Origin of the sequence: Massilia sp. 2TAF26 (assembly GCF_052115005.1) — a bacterium.
Taxonomy (GTDB): Bacteria; Pseudomonadota; Gammaproteobacteria; order Burkholderiales; family Burkholderiaceae_D; genus Telluria.
On the sequence record NZ_JBFRFV010000002.1, the window covers coordinates 125,426 to 145,012 of the forward strand.

At 67.6% G+C, this 19,587-nt stretch carries 17 protein-coding genes and 1 pseudogene; 10 read left to right on the top strand and 8 right to left on the bottom strand.

Annotation, left to right across the window (positions count from 1 at the left end):
- Nucleotides 1-61: 61 nt before the first annotated feature.
- The 6 genes from AB4Z32_RS02685 to AB4Z32_RS02710 all read left to right on the top strand — a co-directional run bounded on the left by AB4Z32_RS02685 (nt 62) and on the right by AB4Z32_RS02710 (nt 5,859).
- On the top strand, nt 62-553 hold the full coding sequence (locus AB4Z32_RS02685; RefSeq protein ID WP_441934109.1) for an SET domain-containing protein: 492 nt from the start codon (nt 62-64) through the stop codon (nt 551-553).
- A gap of 15 nt (nt 554-568) precedes the next feature.
- Nucleotides 569-1,756: a nicotinate phosphoribosyltransferase gene (pncB, locus tag AB4Z32_RS02690; protein WP_441934111.1), complete on the top strand. Its 1,188-nt coding sequence runs from the start codon at nt 569-571 to the stop codon at nt 1,754-1,756.
- A 17-nt stretch (nt 1,757-1,773) separates the two neighbouring features.
- Nucleotides 1,774-2,520, top strand: a complete 747-nt coding sequence (locus tag AB4Z32_RS02695) for an SDR family NAD(P)-dependent oxidoreductase (protein WP_441934113.1) — start codon at nt 1,774-1,776, stop codon at nt 2,518-2,520.
- A gap of 92 nt (nt 2,521-2,612) precedes the next feature.
- Nucleotides 2,613-4,001, top strand: a complete 1,389-nt coding sequence (locus tag AB4Z32_RS02700; RefSeq protein ID WP_441934115.1) for an FAD-binding oxidoreductase — start codon at nt 2,613-2,615, stop codon at nt 3,999-4,001.
- A 67-nt stretch (nt 4,002-4,068) separates the two neighbouring features.
- Nucleotides 4,069-4,830, top strand: a complete 762-nt coding sequence (locus tag AB4Z32_RS02705) for an AraC family transcriptional regulator (protein ID WP_441934117.1) — start codon at nt 4,069-4,071, stop codon at nt 4,828-4,830.
- Nucleotides 4,831-4,896: 66 nt separating this feature from the next.
- On the top strand, nt 4,897-5,859 hold the full coding sequence (locus AB4Z32_RS02710) for a DMT family transporter (RefSeq protein WP_441934119.1): 963 nt from the start codon (nt 4,897-4,899) through the stop codon (nt 5,857-5,859).
- On the opposite strand, the gene AB4Z32_RS02715 is transcribed toward AB4Z32_RS02710, so the two are convergent.
- Nucleotides 5,856-6,749, bottom strand: coding sequence for a LysR family transcriptional regulator (locus tag AB4Z32_RS02715; protein ID WP_441934121.1), 894 nt, complete (start codon nt 6,747-6,749; stop codon nt 5,856-5,858). The genes AB4Z32_RS02710 and AB4Z32_RS02715 overlap by 4 nt on opposite strands.
- A 112-nt stretch (nt 6,750-6,861) precedes the next feature.
- Here AB4Z32_RS02715 and AB4Z32_RS02720 point away from each other — a divergent pair, with 112 nt between their 5' ends.
- Both AB4Z32_RS02720 and AB4Z32_RS02725 read left to right on the top strand, forming a co-directional pair.
- A complete protein-coding gene (locus AB4Z32_RS02720; protein WP_441934123.1) occupies nt 6,862-7,470 on the top strand; it encodes a glutathione S-transferase family protein in 609 nt (202 codons plus the stop codon).
- 10 nt (nt 7,471-7,480) lie between these two features.
- Nucleotides 7,481-8,389: a pyridoxamine 5'-phosphate oxidase family protein gene (locus AB4Z32_RS02725; protein WP_441934125.1), complete on the top strand. Its 909-nt coding sequence runs from the start codon at nt 7,481-7,483 to the stop codon at nt 8,387-8,389.
- Here the strand turns inward: AB4Z32_RS02725 and AB4Z32_RS02730 are convergent.
- Nucleotides 8,372-9,265 carry an AEC family transporter gene (locus AB4Z32_RS02730; RefSeq protein WP_441934127.1) on the bottom strand — a complete coding sequence of 298 codons (894 nt, stop codon included), beginning with the start codon at nt 9,263-9,265 and terminating at the stop codon, nt 8,372-8,374. The genes AB4Z32_RS02725 and AB4Z32_RS02730 overlap by 18 nt on opposite strands.
- Nucleotides 9,266-9,409: 144 nt before the next feature.
- Here AB4Z32_RS02730 and AB4Z32_RS02735 point away from each other — a divergent pair, with 144 nt between their 5' ends.
- Nucleotides 9,410-9,562, top strand: coding sequence for a hypothetical protein (locus AB4Z32_RS02735; protein WP_441934129.1), 153 nt, complete (start codon nt 9,410-9,412; stop codon nt 9,560-9,562).
- 9 nt (nt 9,563-9,571) lie between these two features.
- On the opposite strand, the gene AB4Z32_RS02740 is transcribed toward AB4Z32_RS02735, so the two are convergent.
- The 3 genes and pseudogenes from AB4Z32_RS02740 to AB4Z32_RS02750 all read right to left on the bottom strand — a co-directional run.
- Entirely contained in the window at nt 9,572-10,618 is a 1,047-nt protein-coding gene (locus AB4Z32_RS02740) for an L-dopachrome tautomerase-related protein (protein WP_441934131.1), read from the bottom strand.
- Between the two features lie 27 nt (nt 10,619-10,645).
- On the bottom strand, nt 10,646-11,794 hold the full coding sequence (locus AB4Z32_RS02745; protein ID WP_441934133.1) for a DNA topoisomerase IB: 1,149 nt from the start codon (nt 11,792-11,794) through the stop codon (nt 10,646-10,648).
- Between the two features lie 147 nt (nt 11,795-11,941).
- Nucleotides 11,942-12,316 (bottom strand): annotated as a pseudogene (locus AB4Z32_RS02750) (SgcJ/EcaC family oxidoreductase); the annotation flags it as partial.
- Nucleotides 12,317-12,442: 126 nt separating this feature from the next.
- On the opposite strand from AB4Z32_RS02750, the gene AB4Z32_RS02755 reads away from it, so the two are divergent.
- Complete coding sequence (locus AB4Z32_RS02755; RefSeq protein WP_441934135.1) at nt 12,443-14,053, top strand: L,D-transpeptidase family protein; 1,611 nt, start codon at nt 12,443-12,445, stop codon at nt 14,051-14,053.
- Nucleotides 14,054-14,105: 52 nt separating this feature from the next.
- Here the strand turns inward: AB4Z32_RS02755 and AB4Z32_RS02760 are convergent, their stop codons facing one another.
- From AB4Z32_RS02760 to AB4Z32_RS02770, 3 genes are all read right to left on the bottom strand, one after another.
- Complete coding sequence (locus AB4Z32_RS02760) at nt 14,106-14,786, bottom strand: NAD(P)H-binding protein (protein ID WP_441934137.1); 681 nt, start codon at nt 14,784-14,786, stop codon at nt 14,106-14,108.
- Between the two features lie 183 nt (nt 14,787-14,969).
- Nucleotides 14,970-18,551, bottom strand: coding sequence for a M1 family aminopeptidase (locus tag AB4Z32_RS02765; RefSeq protein ID WP_441934139.1), 3,582 nt, complete (start codon nt 18,549-18,551; stop codon nt 14,970-14,972).
- 9 nt (nt 18,552-18,560) lie between these two features.
- Complete coding sequence (locus tag AB4Z32_RS02770; RefSeq protein WP_441934141.1) at nt 18,561-19,484, bottom strand: ABC transporter ATP-binding protein; 924 nt, start codon at nt 19,482-19,484, stop codon at nt 18,561-18,563.
- Nucleotides 19,485-19,587 lie beyond the last annotated feature (103 nt).

Genomic DNA, 19,587 nt, shown 5'->3' on the forward strand with positions numbered 1-19,587 from the left:
AGGCTTGCCGGAATTCAGGCAATAATGAGGCCTCCGCCCCCTCAATCTTTCCGGCCCAGCAATGAGCATCCCGAAGAAATCCGCAGCTTATGAAGTCAGGAAGTCCCCGGTCCACGGCAACGGCGTGTTCGCCCTGCGGCCCATCGAAGCCGGGGAACGCATCATCGAATACCGCGGTGAGCGCATCAGCTGGGACGATGCCACCGCCCGCGCCGCGCAGCGCGGCGGCCCGGTCAACCACACCTTCTATTTCAGCCTCGCCGACGGCAATGTGATCGACGGCGGCCGGCGCGGCAACGATGCGCGCTGGATCAACCACGCCTGCGAACCGAACTGCGAAGCCTACGAGGAAGACGGCCGGGTGTATATCCACGCCCTGCGCGACATCGACGAGGGCGAGGAGCTGAACTACAATTACGCGCTCATTTATGACGAGCGCCACACACCCGCGCTCAAGCGCCTGTTTGCCTGCCGCTGCGGCACGCCGGGCTGCAGCGGCACCATGCTGGCGCCGAAGCGCCGCACGAAAAAACAGGCGCAAGCCCGTGCCTGAACCGAAAGACCTTCAATGAAACCAGTCGTCCGCAGCCTGATCGAAACCGACCTCTATAAATTCACGATGTGGCAGGCCTTCCTGCACATGCACCCGAACGCCATCGGCGAGTACGAATTCAAGTGCCGCAACACGCCGGCCTTTCCGCTGGCCGAGCTGAAGGAGGAAGTCGAGCGCGAACTCGATCACCTGTGCGGGATGATGTTCACGGAGGACGAGGTCGAGTACATGCGCTCGCTGCGCTTCATCAAGAGCGACTTCGCCGACTTCCTGACCCTGTTCCGCTTCCAGCGCAAGTTCATCGAAGTGACGACCGACGGCCCCCACCTGCGCATCCGCGCCACCGGTCCGGTCGTGCACGTGATGGGCTTCGAGATCTTCGTCCTCTACATCGTCAACGAGCTGTATTTCCGCCGCTTCGACCAGGCCGCCGCGCTGGAAGAGGCTCGGCGGCGCCTGGCCCAGAAGATCGAGGAACTGCGCGCCTTCGATGCGGAGCCAAAGCGCCTGAATCCCTTCGACTTCTTCGACTTCGGCGTACGCCGCCGCTTTTCCGGCGAGTGGCACGAAGAAGTGGTGCGGACCATGGCGCGCGAGCTGCCGCAGTTCTTCAAGGGCACCTCGAACGTCTACCTGGCAAAGAAATTCAACCTGGTGCCGATCGGGACCATGGCCCACGAATACATGCAGGCTTTCCAGTCCTTCGACGTACGCCTGCGCGACTTCCAGAAGAAGGCGCTGGAAGACTGGGTGCAGGAATACCGCGGCGACCTCGGCACCGCGCTGACCGACGTGGTCGGCATGGACGCCTTCCTGCGCGACTTCGACCTGTATTTCGCCAAGCTCTTCGACGGCCTGCGCCACGACTCGGGCGATCCGGTCGAATGGGGCGAGAAGGCGCTGGCCCATTACACCAAGCTGCGCATCGACGCCCGCACCAAGCGCCTGGTGTTCTCGGACGCGCTGTCGGTGCCGAAAGCCTTGAACCTCTACCGCCATTTCGCCGACCGCGTGCAGCTCGGCTTCGGCATCGGCACCAAGCTCACCAACGATACGCAATTCGAGCCGCTGAACATCGTCATGAAGCTCACGCGCTGCAATGGCCAGCCGGTGGCCAAGCTGTCCGACAGCCCGGGCAAGGGCATGGGCACGGATGAGACGTTCATTGCTTATCTGCGCCAGGTGTTCGATCAGCGTATTTGAACGACAAGGAGGTCGCCATGAAGCTCGATGAGTGCAGTGCCATCGTCACCGGCGCCGCGGGTGGCATCGGCTACGCCACCGCGCGCCAGCTGCTGAGGGAGGGCGCCAGCGTGCTGCTGGCCGACCTCGACCAGAAGCGGCTGGACGATGCGGCGGGCCGGCTGGCCACCGACACCGGGGCCGATCCCAAGCGCATCGCCACCATCGTCTGCGACGTCTCGCGCGAGGACCAGGTGGCGGCCGCGGCCGACGCCGCCATCGCCGGTTTCGGCCGCTGGGACATCCTGGTGAACAATGCCGGCCTGATGAGCTTCAAGCCGATCGAGGAACAGACCGTCGAGGACTGGCAGCGCATCCTCGGCGTCGACCTGCTGGGCGCCTTCCTCTTCATCAAGCAGGCCTTCCTCAAGATGAAGACGGGCGGCACGGTGGTGAACGTCTCCAGCGTGCATGCGATCAGGACCGAGCCCCTGGTCGCGCCTTACGCGGCGGCCAAGACGGCGCTGCTGTCGCTGACCCGCTCGGCCGCGCTGGAGGGCAAGCCCAAGGGCATCCGTGTGAACGCCGTGCTGCCGGGTGCGGTCGATACGCCGATGCTGTGGGATAACCCGAACGTGCGCTCCGGCGCCGAGACCATCAACAAGGCCGACATCGGCTCGCCGGACGACATCGCCGCCGCCATCGCCTTCCTGGCCGGGCCCGCTGCCGCCTTCATCTGCGGCGACGCCATCCGCGTCGACGGCGGGCGCCTGGTGCGGCTCTGATGCCTCGACCACTTCTCCGCTTGCACATCCCCCGATAGCACCTATGCTGCATGGATGGCGCCCTGTGGCGTCCTCTTTGGTGGAGGTGGAGCATGACCAATATGAAAAACGAAGTGGTCGATGCATTCAAGGCCACGCTGCGGGGGCCGGTGCTGCAGCCGGGCAACCCCGGCTACGACGACGCGCGCGCGATCTGGAATGGCATGATCGACCGCCGTCCGGCCCTGGTCGCGCGCTGTTCCGGCACCGCCGACGTGGTGGCGGCGGTCGGCTTCGCGCGCGACAACGGTTTGCCGCTGGCGGTGCGCGGCGGCGGGCACAATATCGCCGGCAGCGCGTTGTGCGATGACGGCCTGGTGATCGACCTGTCGGGCATGCGCGACGTCCACGTGGACCCGCGCTCGCGCCTGGCCTGGGTGAGCGGCGGTGCGCTGCTGTCCGACGTCGACCACGAAACCCAGTCCTGCGGGCTGGCGGTGCCGCTCGGCATCAATTCCACGACAGGCGCGGGCGGCCTGACCCTGGGCGGCGGCTTCGGCTGGCTCAGCCGCATGTACGGGCTGGCGGTCGACAGCCTGGTCGGCGCCGAGGTCGTCACCGCGGACGGCCGGCGGCACTGGGCCAGCGCCCAGGACGAGCCGGACCTGTTCTGGGCCATCCGCGGCGGCGGCGGCAATTTCGGCGTGGTGACGCTGTTCCAGTTCGCCCTGCACCCGGTCGGACCCGAGGTCACGGCCGGGCTGGTCGTGTTTTCGGCCGCGCAGGGGCGCGAGGTGATGCGCCGCTACCGCGACCTGGTCGACACCCTGCCGGACGAAATGAGCGTGTGGGCCGTGCTGCGCCAGGCGCCGCCCCTGCCTTTCCTGGCGCCCGAGGTGCACGGCAGCGACATCGTGGCGCTGGCGCTGTTCTCGCCGCAGCCCATGGATGCGGTGGCGCCGCTGGTGGAGCGGGTGCGCGCCTGCGGCCAGGCGGTGGGCGAGCACGTCGGCGCGATGCCCTACGAGGCGTGGCAGAAGACCTTCGACCCGCTGCTGGCCCCGGGCGCCCGCAATTACTGGAAATCGCACAACTTCACCCATCTGTCCGACGAGGCCATCGACGTCGTGCTGCGCTATGCCGCTTCGCTGCCGACGCCGCATTGCGAGATCTTCCTCGGCCTGATCGGCGGCAAGGCGAATACGCTTCCACCGGACGCCACCGCCTACCCGCACCGCAACGTGCAGTTCGCGATGAACGTCCACGGCCGCTGGACGGAGGCGGCGGACGACGGCAAGGTGATCTCCTGGGCGCGCGAATTCTTCGGCGCCGCCGCACCGTATGCCGCCGGCAGCGTCTACATCAACTTCCTGACCCAGGACGAAGGGGGGCGCATCCACGAGGCCTACGGCCCGAACTACGCGCGCCTGGTCGACATCAAGCGCCAGTACGACCCGGACAACCTGTTCCGCTTCAATCACAACATCCGTCCTGACGCATGACGCGCCGGACAGGATGTCCCCGGGGCGCCTCCAGCGGGCCCCGGGGTCCACATGCTACACTCGGCCGATGCCTTCTTCCGTCGACCTCCACCTGCGCAGTTACGGCCAGCCCAGCGCGCCCGATCGCCACGAATTCGCCCAACTGGTGCTGCCGCTGAAGGGCGAGCTGCTGCTCGAGGTCGAAGGACGGGAGGGCGTGCTGGATCCGCTGCGCGCCGGTTTCGTCGCCCCCGGCGCCTGGCATGCCCAGCACGGCAATGCTTCCAACCGCTCGATCATCGTCGACATCGGCACCGAAGCGCTTGACGCCGCTACCGCCGGGCGTCTGTTCGAGCGCCCCTTCGCGCCGCTCGGCGCGGCCTCGCGCAAGCTGGTCGAGTTCATGGCGCTGATGGCCGACGGCGGCGCCGTGGCGCCATCGGTGCTGCAGGGCTGGGTGCCGCTGCTGCTCGACACCCTGGCCCTGGACGCGCCGCGTCCGAGTTCGCGCCTGGCCGCGCTGCTGGCCCGCATCGAGGCCGAGCCGGGACTGGCGTGGAGCACCGGCTCGATGGCGAACTCGCTGGGCTGCAGCGTCAGCCGCCTGCACGCGCTGTTCCGCGAGGAGCACGACACCACGCCGCATGCCTGGCTGCTGGAACACCGCCTTGCCCGCGTGCGCGAATGGCTGGCGCGCACCGATGTGCCGATCGCCGAGCTGGCGTTACGGAGCGGCTTTTCGGAACAGAGCGCGCTGACGCGGGCGCTGCGCAAGGCCACCGGCATGACGCCGGCGGCCTACCGGCGCCGGCACCGGGAAGCCGGCCTGGAGAATACGTCAAAACAATAGCAGGGCCGGTCAAGACAATCCCGGGGTAGTCCGGAGATCATTCCGGACTCGGGAGGTTGGTAGAACATGCTTGTACGACATCACTGGCTCGGCATTGGCGCGAGCATCCTGGCCGGCGCCTTCTGGGGCCTGGTCTTTCTCACACCGGAACTGACGCGCGGCTTCCAGCCGATCCAGCTGTCGGCCGGCCGCTACCTGGCCTACGGCCTGGTCGCAGCAAGCCTGCTGGCGCCTTCGTGGCGGCGCGTGCGGCCCCTGCTGGGCTGGCGCGAATGGAAAACCCTGGCCCTGCTCAGCCTTGCCGGCAACATCATCTATTACGTGTTCCTGGCGAATGCGGTGCTGCTGGGCGGTGTGGCGATGACTTCGCTCATCATCGGCCTGTTGCCGGTCACCGTGACCCTGGCCGGCCGGCGCGATGCCGATGCCGCGCCCCTGCTGCGCCTGCTGCCCTCGCTGGCGCTGGGCGTGGCGGGGCTGGTCTGCATCAGCTGGCAGTCGCTGTCGGCGCCCCAGCATGGCTCGCTGCAGGGATCCCTGCTCGGCCTGCTGTGCGCGGCAGGTTCGCTGGCCGCGTGGACCTGGTACGCGGTCGTCAACAGCCGTGAACTGACCCGCCTGAAGGGGATCTCGGCACAGGACTGGAGCCTGCTGGTCGGCGTCGTCACCGGCGCCCAGGCGGTGCTGCTGGCGGTGCCGGCCTTCATCCTGCATCCGGGCGTGCATGCGTCCTCGGCCTGGTGGAGCTTCGCCGGCATCGTCACCACGGTCGCGATCCTGTGCTCGGTGGTCGGCAACGCCCTGTGGAACCACGCCAGCCGCCTGCTGCCGCTGACCATGACCGGACAGATGATCGTCTTCGAGACCCTGTTCGCGCTGTTGTACGGCTTCTTGTGGGAGCAGCGCTGGCCGAGCGGACTGGAATGGCTGGCGATGGCGCTGCTGCTGGGCGGCGTGCTGTCCTGCGCGTCGGCGCACCGCAAGAAGGCGGCGCCGGAGGTCGAGCCTGAAACCGCACTGAGCGCCTAGCCCGGCGCGGAATCCTGGCGCAACTCCTTGACGGCGAAATCGACGAAGGCGCGCAGCCGCGCCGGCATGTGGCGGCTGCTCGGCAGCACCAGGTGGACCGGCAGCGGTTCCGGCTCGTAGTCCCGCAGCAGGCGCTGCAGGCTGCCGGCGCGCAGCAGGGGCTCGACCTGGTAGGACAGGGCGCGGGCGATGCCGAAGCCGTCGCAGGCGCTTGATAGCATGGCCTCGACGTCGTTCACGCGCAGGCGCGGGCTGTAGCGTACCACCTGCTCGTGGGCGCCCGAGCGGAAACGCCATTCGGCCACGCTGCGCACCGAGGTCGACATGATCAGTTCGTGCGTGGACAGGTCGGCGGGCGTCGCCGGCGTCCCGCGCCGCGCCAGGTAGGCGGGACTGGCCACCGTCACCCGGCGTACCTCGCCCAGGCGGCGCGCCACCAGGCTCAGGTTGGTCAAGGGGCCGATGCGCACGGCGGCGTCGATGCCTTCCTCGATCAGGTCGACGTTGCGGTCCGACAGCAGCAACTCGGCCTGCACGTCCGGATAGGCGGACAGGAAGCGCGTGACGACCGGCGCCACGTGGCGGCGCCCGAACACGTTCGGCGCGGCGATGCGCAGCAGTCCGCGCGGCGTCGAGGTTTCCTCGGCATCCAGCGCGGCCTCGTAATCGGCCAGCAGGCGGCGCGCCTGTTCGGCCAGGCGCAGTCCGGCCTCCGTGGGCGTCAGGCGGCGGGTGCTGCGCTCGAGAAGGCGGGCGCCGGCACGCGCTTCCAGGGCACCCAGCACGCGGGTCACGGCGGCCGGCGAGCGGCCCAGCTTGCGCGCGGCGGCCGCCATGCTCCCGGTGTCGAGGATGGCGACCAGCACCTCCAGCTCGTCGAATCGGTCCATTATTGCGAGTGTCGAAATGGTGAATTGCGATTATGCTGGATTCTCGCAATAAGGCAATGGGCCTAGGATGGCATCTCCGATCACATGACGAGAAACGAGAAACGAGACCACCATGGAACAGCCAGCACGCATCCTCCACGGCACCCGCCTGTCCGGCCATACCCACCGGGTCATGCTCTTCCTGCACCTGCTCGACCTGCCCCATGAATTCGTCGACAGCCCGGCCGCGGTGCGCCAGTCGCCCGCATTCCGCGGCCTGAATCCGCTCGGCCAGATCCCGGTGCTGGAAGACGATGGCCTGGCGCTGGCCGACAGCAATGCCATCCTCGTCTACCTGGCCAGGCGCTACGCCCCCGGCAGCAACTGGCTGCCGGACGACCCGGTCGGCGCGGCGCGCGTGCAGCGCTGGCTGTCGCTGGCCGCCGGCGAGATCGCCTACGGCCCGGCCGCCGCCCGCATCAACGCGCGCTTCTTCGATACCGGCGTGCCGGCCGCGCTGGCGCAGCGCCTCGCCGCCCGGGTGCTCGGCCTGATGGAAGAGGAGCTGGGCGCGCGGGACTGGCTGGCCGGCGCCGCGACGACCGTCGCCGACCTGGCCTGTTACGCCTACATCGCCCACGCGCCAGAAGGCGGCATCGCGCTGGATGCCTACCCGCGGGTGCGCGCCTGGATCGCCCGCATGCAGGCCTTGCCCGGCTTCGTGCCGATGCCCGCGGACTGAGGTGGCGGCCATGGACAACGACCGCATCGCCCTGCCTTTCCACGCCGGCGAGCTGCAGGCCCAGCGCCTGGCGGGAGCGGCGCCGGCCGCTGCGCCGATCCGCACCCGCATGCCGGAACAGCATCGCGCCTTCTTCCCTCTGCTGCGCTTCGTCTGCGCCGCCGTGCCTGATGCCGAGGGCTGGCCGCTCGCCACCCTGGTGGAAGGGCCGCCGGGCTTCGCCAGTTCGCCGGACCCGGCGCAGCTCAGCATCGCCGCCTTGCCGCAGTCCGGCGACCCGGTGCGCGCGCATCTGCATGCGGGAGCGCCGGCCGGCCTGCTCGGCATCGACCTCGGCACGCGCCGCCGCAATCGCCTGAACGGCGTCGTCGGCCGGGTGAGTGACGATGGTTTTTCGGTGGACGTGGTCCAGTCCTTCGGCAACTGTCCGCGCTACATCCAGGTGCGCAGCCTGGCGCCGGTGGCGCGCACGCCCGGCGCGGTGACGGCATTCGGGACCGGGTTGCCGGCGCGTGCGCGCGAGATGCTGGCGGCCTGCGGCACCCTGTTCGTGGCCAGCGCCAGCGGTGCCGCCGTGCAGGGCGCCGCGGCCGGGCTGGACATCTCGCACCGCGGCGGCCCGCCCGGCTTCGCGGGGCTGGAAAGCGGCGTGCTGACGGTGCCCGACTACAACGGCAACCGCTACTTCAACACGCTCGGGAATTTCATCGCCGAGCCGCGCGCCGCCATCGTGCTGGCCGATTTCGCCAGTGGCGACCTGCTGCAGCTGCAGGGATTGGCCGACATCGACTGGGCCGCGGCCGATCCCGACCAGATGCCGCCGGTCGAGCGGGTCTGGCGCTTCCGCATCGTGCGCGGCCTGCTGCGCGAAGGCGCCTTCGGGCTGGCCTCGGGGCTGGCCTCAGAAATGGCGCAATAGCCACAGCCAGGCCGGGATGGTGGCCGCGCACAGGAGGCTGGACAGCAGGATGGCCGAATTCACCAGCTGGGCGCCGCCGCCGGCCGGCCTGACCACGAAGGCGGCGTTGACGCCGACCGGGCAGGAAGCCAGCACGATCAGCACCATCGCCGCCGCCGGCGGCAGCTTGAACACGAACACCGACAGCAGCATCACGCCCAGCGGCAGGAAGACCAGCTTGGCCAGCACGATGGCGCCGGTGGCAAGCCAGCGTCCCGGCGCCAGCGAGGCCACCGAGGCCCCCAGCGACAGCAGGGCGCAGGGCAGGGCGGCCGCGCCCAGCATGTCGATCACGCGCAGCAGCGCCGGCGGCAGCATTACGTGGGCGAGATTCAGCGCGAGGCCCAGCAGCAGCGCCGCCACGATCGGGTTCTTCAGCGTATTGGCGACCGGCCCGAGCCAGCCGGAGGGTCCGCCTTCCTCGCTCAGGTGATACAGCGTGAAGCAGCACAGGCTGTGGAAGGCGATCACCGGATAGGCGAATTGCAGGCTGCCTTCACCGAGCACCTGGATCAGCACCGGTACGCCGACGAATACCGTGTTCGAATAGGTGGCCGCCAGGGCCGCCGCGGCGCCGGTGCCGGCGCGCCCGGCGAACAGGCGCGCCCCGGCGAACAGGAAGCCGAGCGGCAGGTAGAAGGCGCACAGAACTTTCCAGGACAGCGAGGGTGGGATGCCGGTGCGCCAGGCGCTGGCGAACAGCAGCGCCGGCACCAGGAATTTCGCCGTCAGTTCGGTCACGCCCGTATGCCATCCGGGACGCAGCCAGGGCAGTTTCACGAGCAGGGCGCCGAGGCCGGCGAGCAGGAAGACCGGCAGCAGCAGGGTAAATGGCATCGGCGCGAAAAGGAGTCGGGGCAGCCGTATTCTAGTCGAGTGTTGCGTTCCCGGCACTCGTTACAATTCGCGTATTTTGGGCGAGGGAGGCTTTGGTATGCTGATTGGCTAGCAGTACGTAAATACCAAAACTAGGATAACAAGATGAGACACTCCCTGCCTTCCACCCGCTATCGCCGCCTGCGCGTGCTGACCATCCTGGCGGCCCTGGTGGCGCTTGCCAGCATCGGCCTGCAGGCGCATGCCGCCGCGCCGCAGCCCGCCCAGGCCGCTGCCCCTGTCGTCAGCGGCGCCTGAGCGCGCCCCTCAGCCTGCGAAGCGCAGCTTCCAGAGCTGCGTCGGCAGCGCCGGCGGCGCATCCGGCTTGAAGAAGGCCGAATCCTGGATGTGCGACGTGGTGACGTAGACCGTGCCGTCCGGGCCCTGGCTGAAAGTATCCGGCCAGCGCAGGCGCTCGTCCTGCACCACGAATTTCGCCTCGGCCTGCGGACCGTCGGACAGCTTGCGCACCTTGATGGCATTGTCCTGGACCGAGGTGAGGTACATGTCGTCGGTGCCGCGCGAGATCAGCAGGCCGTCGTTGACGCCGTTGATGCCGTACTGCTCGACCTGGCCCGACACGTCTTCGCCCTTCAAACCGGCACCTAGCAGGGCGGCGGTCGGGATGCGGTACAGCTCATCGCCCTTGATCGCCTGCCAGTACAGGTAATCGCCGTCCTTGGACAGCTCGATGCCGTCGGCCGAGAACTCGACGCCGCGTCCGTCCGGGCGGCGCAACTCCTTGCCCTCAAGCTTCACCTTCAGTCCCTTTTTCATCTGCGTGGACGGATGGCCGTCCAGCACGCGCACCGCCTTGCCGGCCGCGATGTCGACCACCAGCAGCGCGCCCCGGACGCCCGAATCGGTGATGAAGGCGTACTTGCCGTCCTGCGAGAAGCGCACGTCGTTCAGGTAGGAGCCCTGCGGCGCGGCGTCCTCGTCGAAGGCGATCGTCTGCGCGACCTTGTCGCTGGCGAGGTCGATCCTCACCAGTTTCGGCCCTTTCGACACCACATGGGCCTGGGCCGGCGCCGCCGGATCCAGCACCCACAGGCTGCCGCGCTGGTCCGCCACCACGCTCTGCACGCAGACCCAGTGGTCGTCCGGCGTGATCTCGTCCTTCTTCGCATTGCGCCAGGCGTTCCATTCCTCGTCGGGGTAGGGCTTGAGGCCGCCGTCCCTCAGCTCCGCCACCGAGACGGCGCTGTCCTCGGTCCAGCGCGGGAAGTTGACGAAGATGCGTCCGGTTTCCGAGACCGAGACGCCGGTCACCTGGTGCCCGAATTCGGCCACGAGCTCGATACTTGCTGGCATGCTGCTTCCTTTCCTGGTCGTTTGGGATCACGCGGCCTTGCGCGTGTGCTGCACTTTCCTGGGTTCCGCCGGCACGTCCTGTGCCAGGCGCTGCTGCAGCAAGGCCAGCACGGCCGCCTCCTCGGGCTGCAGGTCCTGCAAGTCTTCGGCCAGCGTTTCCTCGGCGCGCGCGAGCAGGCCTTCGACCATGGTGCCGTCCATATACGACTCCAGCACGGCCGGATGGACATAGCACTTGCGGCACACCGAGGGCGTGTTGCCGAGCTTTTCGGCCACCGTCTCGATGGCGCGCACCACGTTCTTCTTGGCCTGGGCCTCGGAATCGAATTTCTCGAATTCCTGCAGCGCGATCGCGGCCAGCACCGTGCCCGACCAGGTGCGGAAGTCCTTGGCCGTGTAGTCTTCGCCGCTGATCTCGCGCAGGTAGTCGTTGACGTCGGCGGAGCCGATGGTGTGCGTTTCGCCGTCCTCGTCGAGATACTGGAACAGGTCCTGGCCCGGCAGGTCGCGGCTGCGCTGGACGATGCGCGCCAGGCGCCGGTCGTTCACCTTGACGTCATGGTAGACCCCGCTCTTGCCGCGGAAGCGGAACTCGACCTCGCTGCCGTCGATCTTCACGTGGCGGTTGCGCAGCGTGGTCAGGCCGTAGGACTTGTTCTCGCGCGCATACTCGTCATTCCCGATGCGCATCATGGTCGCTTCGAGCAGGTAGACGATGGTCGCCAGCACCTTTTCGCGCGGCAGCCCGGGCAGGCTCAGGGCGCGGTCGACTTCCTTGCGGATCTGCGGCAGGGCCTTGCCGAACTTGATCATGCGCTCGTATTTCACCTCGTCGCGCACCTCGCGCCACTTGGGGTGGTAGCGGTACTGCTTGCGCCCGCGCACATCGCGCCCGGTGGCCTGCAGGTGGCCGTTGGCCTGGGGGCAGATCCAGACCTCAGTCCAGGCCGGCGGAATGGCCAGCGACTTGATGCGCTTGAGCGTGGCCTCGTCCTCGACCGGATCGCCGCGGGCGTCGAGATAACGAAAGCCCTCCTTGTCCGGCTCGCGGCGGATGCCGGGGCGGTCGTCGTGCACGTAGCGCAGGCCGGCCGCCTTGGCCGCGGCGGGCGGATCGCTGTTCGGTATCGGGTCGCTGCCCGATGCGCGTTCTTCCAGGTCGGTATCGCTCTTCATGATGCTCCCGTTCGACATGCAAACCGTCGCCGGTGGGGCACGCGGTGCCCACCGGCGGTCATGCGAAGTCTACGCGGTCGGAGCGGGCGCTCCGTACGGGAGCGCACCTTGCGCGGCCGGCTTGCATCGGGCGGCGCCGAGGCCGAATCAAAAACTGCTGTGTTCCCGCAGGACGGTTTCGCCGGTACGAGGATTCGTCAGGGTAACGTTCTCGAGCGCCTTGATGCGCCATGCGCCGGCCTGCCGCGTGAGAACGGCCAGGATCAGCGTGTCGACGGCGTGCGCCCCGGCCGGGTGCGCGGCGCCGGCCGTGAGACGGCTCCAGAAGTGCACTACGGCCGCATCGTCACCGATCGGAACCACGTCGATCAACTCGTTCACCAGGCTGGAGTCGCTGTAGATGGTGGCGTGGATCGGGGCGTGCAGCTTGACGATGGCGTCCACGCCGCGGAAGTAGTGGCCGAAGCGGTTTACGAAGCTGGCGTCTTCGTGGAAGAGGGCGCCGAGGGCGATTATTGTCCTGGAGGCAAATGCTTACGCTAGCTTGTTGCATGTCGTAAGGGCAAGCGTATTCCCGCTGGGCATCCCCGGACCCAAAGAGTATGATGCTGACCGGTAACGTAGTCTTGCCGAAGTCCGAAAGCATCAATGAAGCCCAGCCTGAAAATCGGCGCCGCGCTCGCGTTCTGTGCAGCCGTGGCGCTCGCTCCCCGTCCCACCCTCGCGCAGCCCGTCCCCGCCACCATCCGCAGCCTGGCCGTTCAGGCCGCCCAATCGCCGGCCGCGCCGACGGGGCCCTACGACGAACGCGGCTGGCTCGACCGTTTCTACGCTCCGCGCAAGTATGCCCCCGCCTGGACGACGTCGACGGCTGCGGCCGCATTGTGGGTGCTGCGCCAGGCGAGGGTGCAGGGCCTGGATCCGCGCGACTACAGTGCCGATACGCTGCAGCGGCAGCTGCTCGCCGGCGAGGCCGACACCGCCCGCTTCGACGTCGCGCTCACGGCGGCGATGCTGCGCTACCTGGCCGACCTGCGCGTCGGCCGCGTGCGTTCCGAATATCACACCCGCCTGCCCGATGCGCGCCTGAAGCAGTACGATCCGGTCGAACGCCTGCGAACCGGGCTGGCCGCCGGCAAGCTGCAGGCGGCGGTGCAGGCGGCCGAGCCGCAGTTCGGGCAGTACGGGCAGGTCAGGGCCGCGCTGGCGCATTACCGCGAGCTGGCCAGGCAGCCCTGGCCGGCGCTGACGAAACCCCAGGCCAAGGTCACTCCCGGCGGCGCCTATGCGGATGCAAAGGCCCTGTACAAGCGCCTGGTGCTGCTGGGCGACCTGCCGCCCGAGACGCCGCCGCCCGACGGCATCTACGCCGCGCGGATGAAAGAGGGCGTGCGGCGCTTCCAGGCCCGTCACGGCCTGGATGAGGATGGCGTGCTGGGCCGCGGCACCATCGACGCGCTCAATGTGTCGCCGACGCTGCGCGTGCGCCAGCTCGAATTGACGCTGGAGCGCCTGCGCTGGCTGCCGGATATCGGTTCCGGTCCGCTGATCGTGGTCGACTTGCCGGCTTACCGGCTGTGGGCGCAACCGCGGGGCAGCGCCGAGCCGCCGCTCGAGATGCGGGTCGTGGTCGGCACCTCCGCGAAGACGGAAACGCCGCTGTTCGTCGGCCAGATGCGCTACCTCGAGTTCAACCCCTACTGGAACGTCCCGCGCAGCATCCTCGACAGGGAAATCCTGCCCAAATTGCAGCGCAATCCCGCCTATCTGAAGCAGAACGAGCTGGAGACGGTGCCGCCCAACGCCAGCGTCGCCGACCTCCAGGCAGGCCGGGCGCGCCTGCGGCAGCGTCCGGGGCCGAAGAACTCGCTCGGCGCGATCAAGTTCGCGATGCCGAACCCGATGGACATCTACCTGCACTCGACCCCGGCGCGCGAGCTGTTCAAGCGCAGCCGGCGCGACCTGTCGCATGGCTGCATCCGGGTCGAGGATCCGGCTGCGCTGGCGCGCTATGTGCTGGCCGGGCAGCGCCAGTGGAATGCCGATGCCGTCGAGGGCGCCCTGCAGCCGGGGCCGACCCGGCATGTGGACCTGGCCCGCCCGGTGCCCGTCGTGCTGTTCTACGCGACCGCCACCGTCGACGGCAAGGGGAGTCCGCGCTTTGCCGCGGATATCTATGGCCGCGATGTCATGCTCGAGCGGGAGCTGGCGGCGCGGCACAGCCAGCTTGTTTCCCTGGTGGGCCGATCGCCGAAATAGCCTGTCGTCACCGGCGGGCGGCGGGTGGCGACGGCGAGCCGGCCTCGCCGGTTCAAGGCCCAGGCTTTGCAGCGCTGCCGATCCTCGCAAGCTCATCGGAAGCAAGTACCCTCAAGCCCTGCGTCAAGGGAAGCGTTCGCACCAGCGCGGCCGCCACGGCGCTGGCTTCGACCGGCGCGTAGCGGCCGGGCACGAAGGGACCGAGCATCCGGGCAAAGGGCATGGCGATCTTTTCGCCCCATCGCGTCGGCTGTTTCAAGCGATCCCGATCGCCAAGCAGGAGAGAGGGGTGGGCGATCAGCAGGTTCGGATACAGGGTCTTGAGCGCATCCTCCAGTTCGCCTTTGACGCGGTTGTAGAACACCGGCGATGCGGCGTCGGCGCCGACGGCGCTCACCAGGGCGGCGCGCGAGGCGCCCGCCGCGATTGCAGCCCGGGCGACGGCAAGGTTGGCCTCCAGGTCGACGGCCCGGAACGCCTGCTGGCTTCCGGCGACCCGGATCGTCGTGCCGAGCGCCAGGTAGACCTCATCCACCCTGGGCAAGGCCGGCAGGCGGGTGAAATCCACGAGTTGGACCCGCACCCTGGGATCGGCTTCGGCGAGGGGCCGCCGGCTGAGCACATGAATGTCGCTCACCGTCCGGTCGTCCAGCAGGGCGCGGAGGATATGCCCTCCGACCAGCCCTGTGGCACCGGCAAGCAAGACCCGTCGAGGTGCTAGATGTTCAGGCATGGTTGTCCAGGAAAGTTCAAGCGCGGATCGTCAGGACGATGCCGGCAGCGATCATGCCGATTGTACAGCGATTGGATGCCGGGCCTGGCTGGCGACCGCGAACCGGCCCTCGGCAAGCAGCTTGCCGACCGGGGCCAGGCGACCGAGCGCGACACCCTGTCCGCAATGCCTGTTCATCATGCCTCAGTCGAATCCGACCTCCTTGCGATTATCGCGCGGCACCCGGTCGATCATCTTGTTATACGGATCGACCCCGACCTCGAAGGGTTTGTCTTTCACCGTCACGGTCAGCACCGGATTGTCGCCCGACAGCTTGCGCTTCTCCAGCAACAGCACCTTCTCGTCCGCCTCCTTCGCTCCCTTGGCGCGCGCAAACACGCCAATCTCCACCGGCTCGTCATAGGCACGCGCGCTTTCCTTGCCCTTGCCGTCGGCTTCCATCTTCGCCAGGTGCAGCTTCATGGTCACGTCCCACTGGCCGTCGGCGCGCCGCTTCGCCTTCGCCTCGAGCACGCGGTTATCGTAGAAGACGATCTTCTCGAACAGGTCGGTGATCAGGGCCTGCTTGTCCGCCGGCGCTTCGGCGCGGATGTAGCCGAGCAGCTCGGCGGAGGTCGTGAACGGCGACTCCTGGTAGCCCTTGTCCTGGAGGAAGCGCTTGAGCGCGCGGTTCAGCGCTTCTTCGCCGATCTCGTCGCGCAGGCGGTAGAAGACCAGGCTGCCCTTGCGGTAGTGGATGTACTGCTGGTTCTCCACGCGCATCAGCGGCAGTTCCTCGATCTTCTCGCTGCCGCGCGAGCTCAGGTAGCGATCGAGTTCGTAGCGCAGGAAGCGGCGCATCTGGCCGCGGCCGTATTCCTTCTCCATCACCATCAGCGCCGAGTACTGCGACAGCGATTCGATCAGCATGCTCGAACCCTGCACGTTGGCGGCGGTCACCTGGTGGCCCCACCATTGGTGCGCCATCTCGTGGGCCGTCACGTAGAACACGTAGTCGATGTCCTCCTTGTCGCGCAGGTCGGCGATGAAGCCGATCGACTCCGAGAACGGGATCGTGTTGGCGAACGACTGGGCGAAGCTGGCGTAGTTCGGGAATTCCAGGATCCGCACCTGCTTGTGCTGGTAGGGCGTGAACTGGGCCGTGTAGTAGTCCAGCGACTTCTGCGTGGCCGAGATCATGCGGTCCACGTTGTACGCGTGCTTGCGGTCGTAGTAGATCTCGATCGGGATGCCGTGCCAGTCGCCTTTCTTCACCTGCCAGCTGGCGGACAGATAGGCGAAGAAGGGCATCATCTTCCGGTCCATCTTGTACTGGAAGTAGTTGCGGCCGTTTTCCTTCCACGACTTCTGCAGGTAGCCCGGCGCCAGCGCGATCTGGTCGCCGCTGGTCGAGACGGTGGTCTCGAAATTGATCCAGTCCGCATCCGCGCCGAACATCGAGTTCGCCTGCGCCGCCTTGTCCTCCAGCTTGGCCATGCGCTCGGGTTCGCCCAGGCCGCGCTTGCAGCGTTCGTTGCGGTCCCTCAGCTCCTGGTCCGGCTGGTAGCCAATCAGCGGGAAGAAGGCGCGGTTGTTGAAGAAGCTGCCGTTCAGGTTGATCGTGTCGGCCTCGCCGTTGTTCTGGAAGCCGGGACGGCGCACGTCGACGACGAAATCCAGCGGCAGGCGTCCGCCCGGCGGCAGGGCCTGCGCCAGCTTGATGATCCGGAAACCGAACTTCTTGTCGTCCAGCTCGACCCGGTGGGCCGGCAGGCCGGAGAGGGTGGTCTCGACATCGGGGTTGAGCTGCAGGCGCAGGGTGTCGAGCGGCTTGCCGGTCTTGTTCTCGAGGATGTAGCTGCCCTTGATCCTCACGTGGCGCTGTTCCGGATAGATGTCCACCGCGGCATGCACGTCCGTGATCTTCGCATGCGGCAGGTCCTTGTACTTGCGGTAGGTTTTTTCGTACTGCGCCTGCTTGTCCATCGCCACGTCGCCGGCCTCGTAGTGCGCCAGGACGTTCGTGTTGTAGAAGATCCAGCCGCCCGCGCCGGCGAAGGCGATGCCGCATGCGGCCAGCGCCGCGCCCAGGGGACCCTTGAGGCGGCGGCGGGCTTCGCGCGCGCGGAAGCGCCACTCGACCGACAGCCCGCGCACCCAGAAGGCCTGGGCGAGGATCAAGGAGGCGACGGTGAACAGGGTCCAGTACAGCGCGAACCAGGCCCAGCCCGTGATGAAGTGGCCGTAGCCGTTCATGTCCGAGTACGGGGTCCGCGGCAGGCCGTCGATGCTGTACAGGTTGTGGTCCAGGTGCATGACGCCCATGACGATCTGCGACACCATCAGCAGGATCATCAGCAGGTAGCCGATGAACTTGTTGTTGGTGATCACCTGCAGCACGACCGCGAACAGGCCCATGAGGATGAAGGGCAGGCCGGAGATCAGGACGCCCTTCAGGTACACCAGCGGCTCGATCGGCGCGCCGCCCTTGACCAGCTGGATCCCGATCGCGGTCAGAACGCCGGCCAGCATGAAGGCCAGCACCACGCCCACCACGGCCAGGCTCTTGGCCACCAGCGGCGCCCAGTTCGGCACCGGGGTCGCATCGGTGACGTCGGCAATCTTCACCTGGCGCTCCTTGAACACCAGCTCGCCGGCATAGAAGGTCACGATGATCAGCAGCAGGAAGTTGAAGCTGTTGTTCAGCAGTTCGACCATCAGGTGGGTCATCGGGTAGACCGAGGTGCCGAAGATCTTGCCCATCTGGGAGCCGGAACCGACCATGTTCAATACGCCGAACAGCAGCATCACGAGGAAGGGCACGCTCCTGAACACCGCCACGGCATCGAAGGTAAAGATGTGCCAGCACTGGATCCAGCGGGTGGTGCGGGTAAAGCGAGGCTCGATGCGCGGCAGGGCCACGTGGGCCGGCATGGCGGCGCTTGGTGCCGGCGCCTTTGCCTTGCCGAACAGGCGCTTGCCGGTGCCGGCGCGCTGCGGCTTGAACAGGACCAGGGTCAGGCCGAACAGCGCCAGCGCGACGGCGGTCCAGAGCAGGCGGTTGGCCAGCATGTAGCCTTTGAGGTCGGGCAGGCCGGCATTCGCCTCGGCGGTCGAGAAGTAGCGGGTGGCGCGGCCCAGCGCGCGGATGCCGAAGGGGTCGGTCAGGACGGCGATCCATTCGTTGTCGATGTTGGCGGTGAACTTGCCGGCCACGACCCACAGGACGAAGAAGGCCAGTACGCCGACGTACACCAGCATGATCGAGCGCGTGGTCGAGGCCAGCAGCATCAGCACGGCGCCGATGAAGAACAGGTTGGGCACCACCAGCACGCCCAGCGCCCACAGGTAGGCGGCGCCGGCGAAGGGGCCGACGCGCTGCGGATCGACCCAGGGCATCAGCGGCCCGACGATCATGCCGATGACGATCACGGCGAAGATGAACAGGCAGGCCACCAGGCCGGCACCGAAGCGGCCGACCAGGTAGTCGCGCTTCTTCATCGGGGTCGCGAACAGCATGTCGGCGATGCCGACTTCCGCATCGCGCAGCACGGTGCCGGCAATGAAGATGGTGACGACGAACATCGACATCAGGCTGAAGATGCCGAGCATCTGGGCGACCACCACCGGCGCGTTGCGGTTCACGTTGCCGATGCTGCCGCCGACCTGGACCGCGTCGGTGGTGCTGGCGCCGAAGGCCAGGGCGCCGAAGACCAGCGCGCAGACCCACAGCAGGGGCTGGCGCAGCTGGGTGCCCAGCTCGAAGCTGAAGAATTCTCTCAACATGGCCGCTCCTTAAGCCGGGACCGCGGGAGCGGGCGAGGCGGCGGCCGGCGCCGGTCCGGCGGCCCGGCCGGCGTTGCGGATCTGCTGGAAGTAGACGTCTTCGAGGTCCGGCTCGACGCTCGTGAAGCCGTCGTCCGGCTGCGTTTCGGCGTAGACGTTGATCTGCGGGCGGCCGGCCACCAAGCGGGTCGACAGCACGTTGAAGCGTTCCTGGTAGTCGGCCAGCGCTTCCTGGCTGACGGTGCGGCGCCACACGCGGCCCTTGAGCGTGTCGATCGCGGCCTGGGGTTCGCCCTGCAGCAGCACGGTGCCCTTGGCGATCATCGCCATGCGCGGGCACAGGTCGGTCACGTCCTCGACGATGTGGGTGGACAGGATGACGACCACCTGCTCGCCGATCCTGGCCAGCAGGTTGAGGAAGCGGTTGCGCTCGTCGGGGTCGAGGCCGGCGGTCGGCTCGTCGACGATCACCAGGCGCGGCGCGCCGAGCAGGGCCTGGGCGATGCCGAAGCGCTGGCGCATGCCGCCGGAATAGGTGCCCAGCAAACGCTTGCGGGCGTCCCACAGATTGGTCTGGTGCAGCAGGGCGTCGACCGCTTCCTTGCGTTCGCCCTTGGCGGTCAGGCCCTTGAGCACGGCGAAGTGGTTCAGCAGCTTCTCGGCGCTGACTTTCGGATAGACGCCGAAATCCTGGGGCAGGTAGCCGAGCTGGCGCAGCAGGCCTTCCTTGTTCGCGAGGACGTCGAGACCGTTGAAATGGATGCTGCCGCTATCGGGATCCTGCAGCGTCGCGATGGTGCGCATCAGCGAGGACTTGCCGGCGCCGTTCGGACCGAGCAGGCCGAACATGCCGTTCGGGATCTCGAGACTGACATTGTTGATGGCTTTGACGCCATTCGCATACGTCTTGTTGAGCTGCTTGATGGATAGCATCGGCGTTTCTCCAGGTTATAAAAATTGTTGCCCTAGAGATAATGTACAGTTAACGAAAAGTAAAGTCAGCATTTTGCGACGAACTGCGGATTCCGGCGCCTGA

Excerpts from the sequence above, each read along its gene's own strand:
- AB4Z32_RS02685 (WP_441934109.1), top strand. The coding sequence starts at position 62 with ATGAGCATCCCGAAGAAATCCGCAGCTTATGAAGTCAGGAAGTCCCCG.
- pncB (WP_441934111.1), top strand. The coding sequence starts at position 569 with ATGAAACCAGTCGTCCGCAGCCTGATCGAAACCGACCTCTATAAATTC.
- AB4Z32_RS02695 (WP_441934113.1), top strand. The coding sequence starts at position 1,774 with ATGAAGCTCGATGAGTGCAGTGCCATCGTCACCGGCGCCGCGGGTGGC.
- AB4Z32_RS02700 (WP_441934115.1), top strand. The coding sequence starts at position 2,613 with ATGACCAATATGAAAAACGAAGTGGTCGATGCATTCAAGGCCACGCTG.
- AB4Z32_RS02705 (WP_441934117.1), top strand. The coding sequence starts at position 4,069 with ATGCCTTCTTCCGTCGACCTCCACCTGCGCAGTTACGGCCAGCCCAGC.
- AB4Z32_RS02710 (WP_441934119.1), top strand. The coding sequence starts at position 4,897 with ATGCTTGTACGACATCACTGGCTCGGCATTGGCGCGAGCATCCTGGCC.
- AB4Z32_RS02715 (WP_441934121.1), bottom strand. The coding sequence starts at position 6,749 with ATGGACCGATTCGACGAGCTGGAGGTGCTGGTCGCCATCCTCGACACC.
- AB4Z32_RS02720 (WP_441934123.1), top strand. The coding sequence starts at position 6,862 with ATGGAACAGCCAGCACGCATCCTCCACGGCACCCGCCTGTCCGGCCAT.
- AB4Z32_RS02725 (WP_441934125.1), top strand. The coding sequence starts at position 7,481 with ATGGACAACGACCGCATCGCCCTGCCTTTCCACGCCGGCGAGCTGCAG.
- AB4Z32_RS02730 (WP_441934127.1), bottom strand. The coding sequence starts at position 9,265 with ATGCCATTTACCCTGCTGCTGCCGGTCTTCCTGCTCGCCGGCCTCGGC.
- AB4Z32_RS02735 (WP_441934129.1), top strand. The coding sequence starts at position 9,410 with ATGAGACACTCCCTGCCTTCCACCCGCTATCGCCGCCTGCGCGTGCTG.
- AB4Z32_RS02740 (WP_441934131.1), bottom strand. The coding sequence starts at position 10,618 with ATGCCAGCAAGTATCGAGCTCGTGGCCGAATTCGGGCACCAGGTGACC.
- AB4Z32_RS02745 (WP_441934133.1), bottom strand. The coding sequence starts at position 11,794 with ATGAAGAGCGATACCGACCTGGAAGAACGCGCATCGGGCAGCGACCCG.
- AB4Z32_RS02755 (WP_441934135.1), top strand. The coding sequence starts at position 12,443 with ATGAAGCCCAGCCTGAAAATCGGCGCCGCGCTCGCGTTCTGTGCAGCC.
- AB4Z32_RS02760 (WP_441934137.1), bottom strand. The coding sequence starts at position 14,786 with ATGCCTGAACATCTAGCACCTCGACGGGTCTTGCTTGCCGGTGCCACA.
- AB4Z32_RS02765 (WP_441934139.1), bottom strand. The coding sequence starts at position 18,551 with ATGTTGAGAGAATTCTTCAGCTTCGAGCTGGGCACCCAGCTGCGCCAG.
- AB4Z32_RS02770 (WP_441934141.1), bottom strand. The coding sequence starts at position 19,484 with ATGCTATCCATCAAGCAGCTCAACAAGACGTATGCGAATGGCGTCAAA.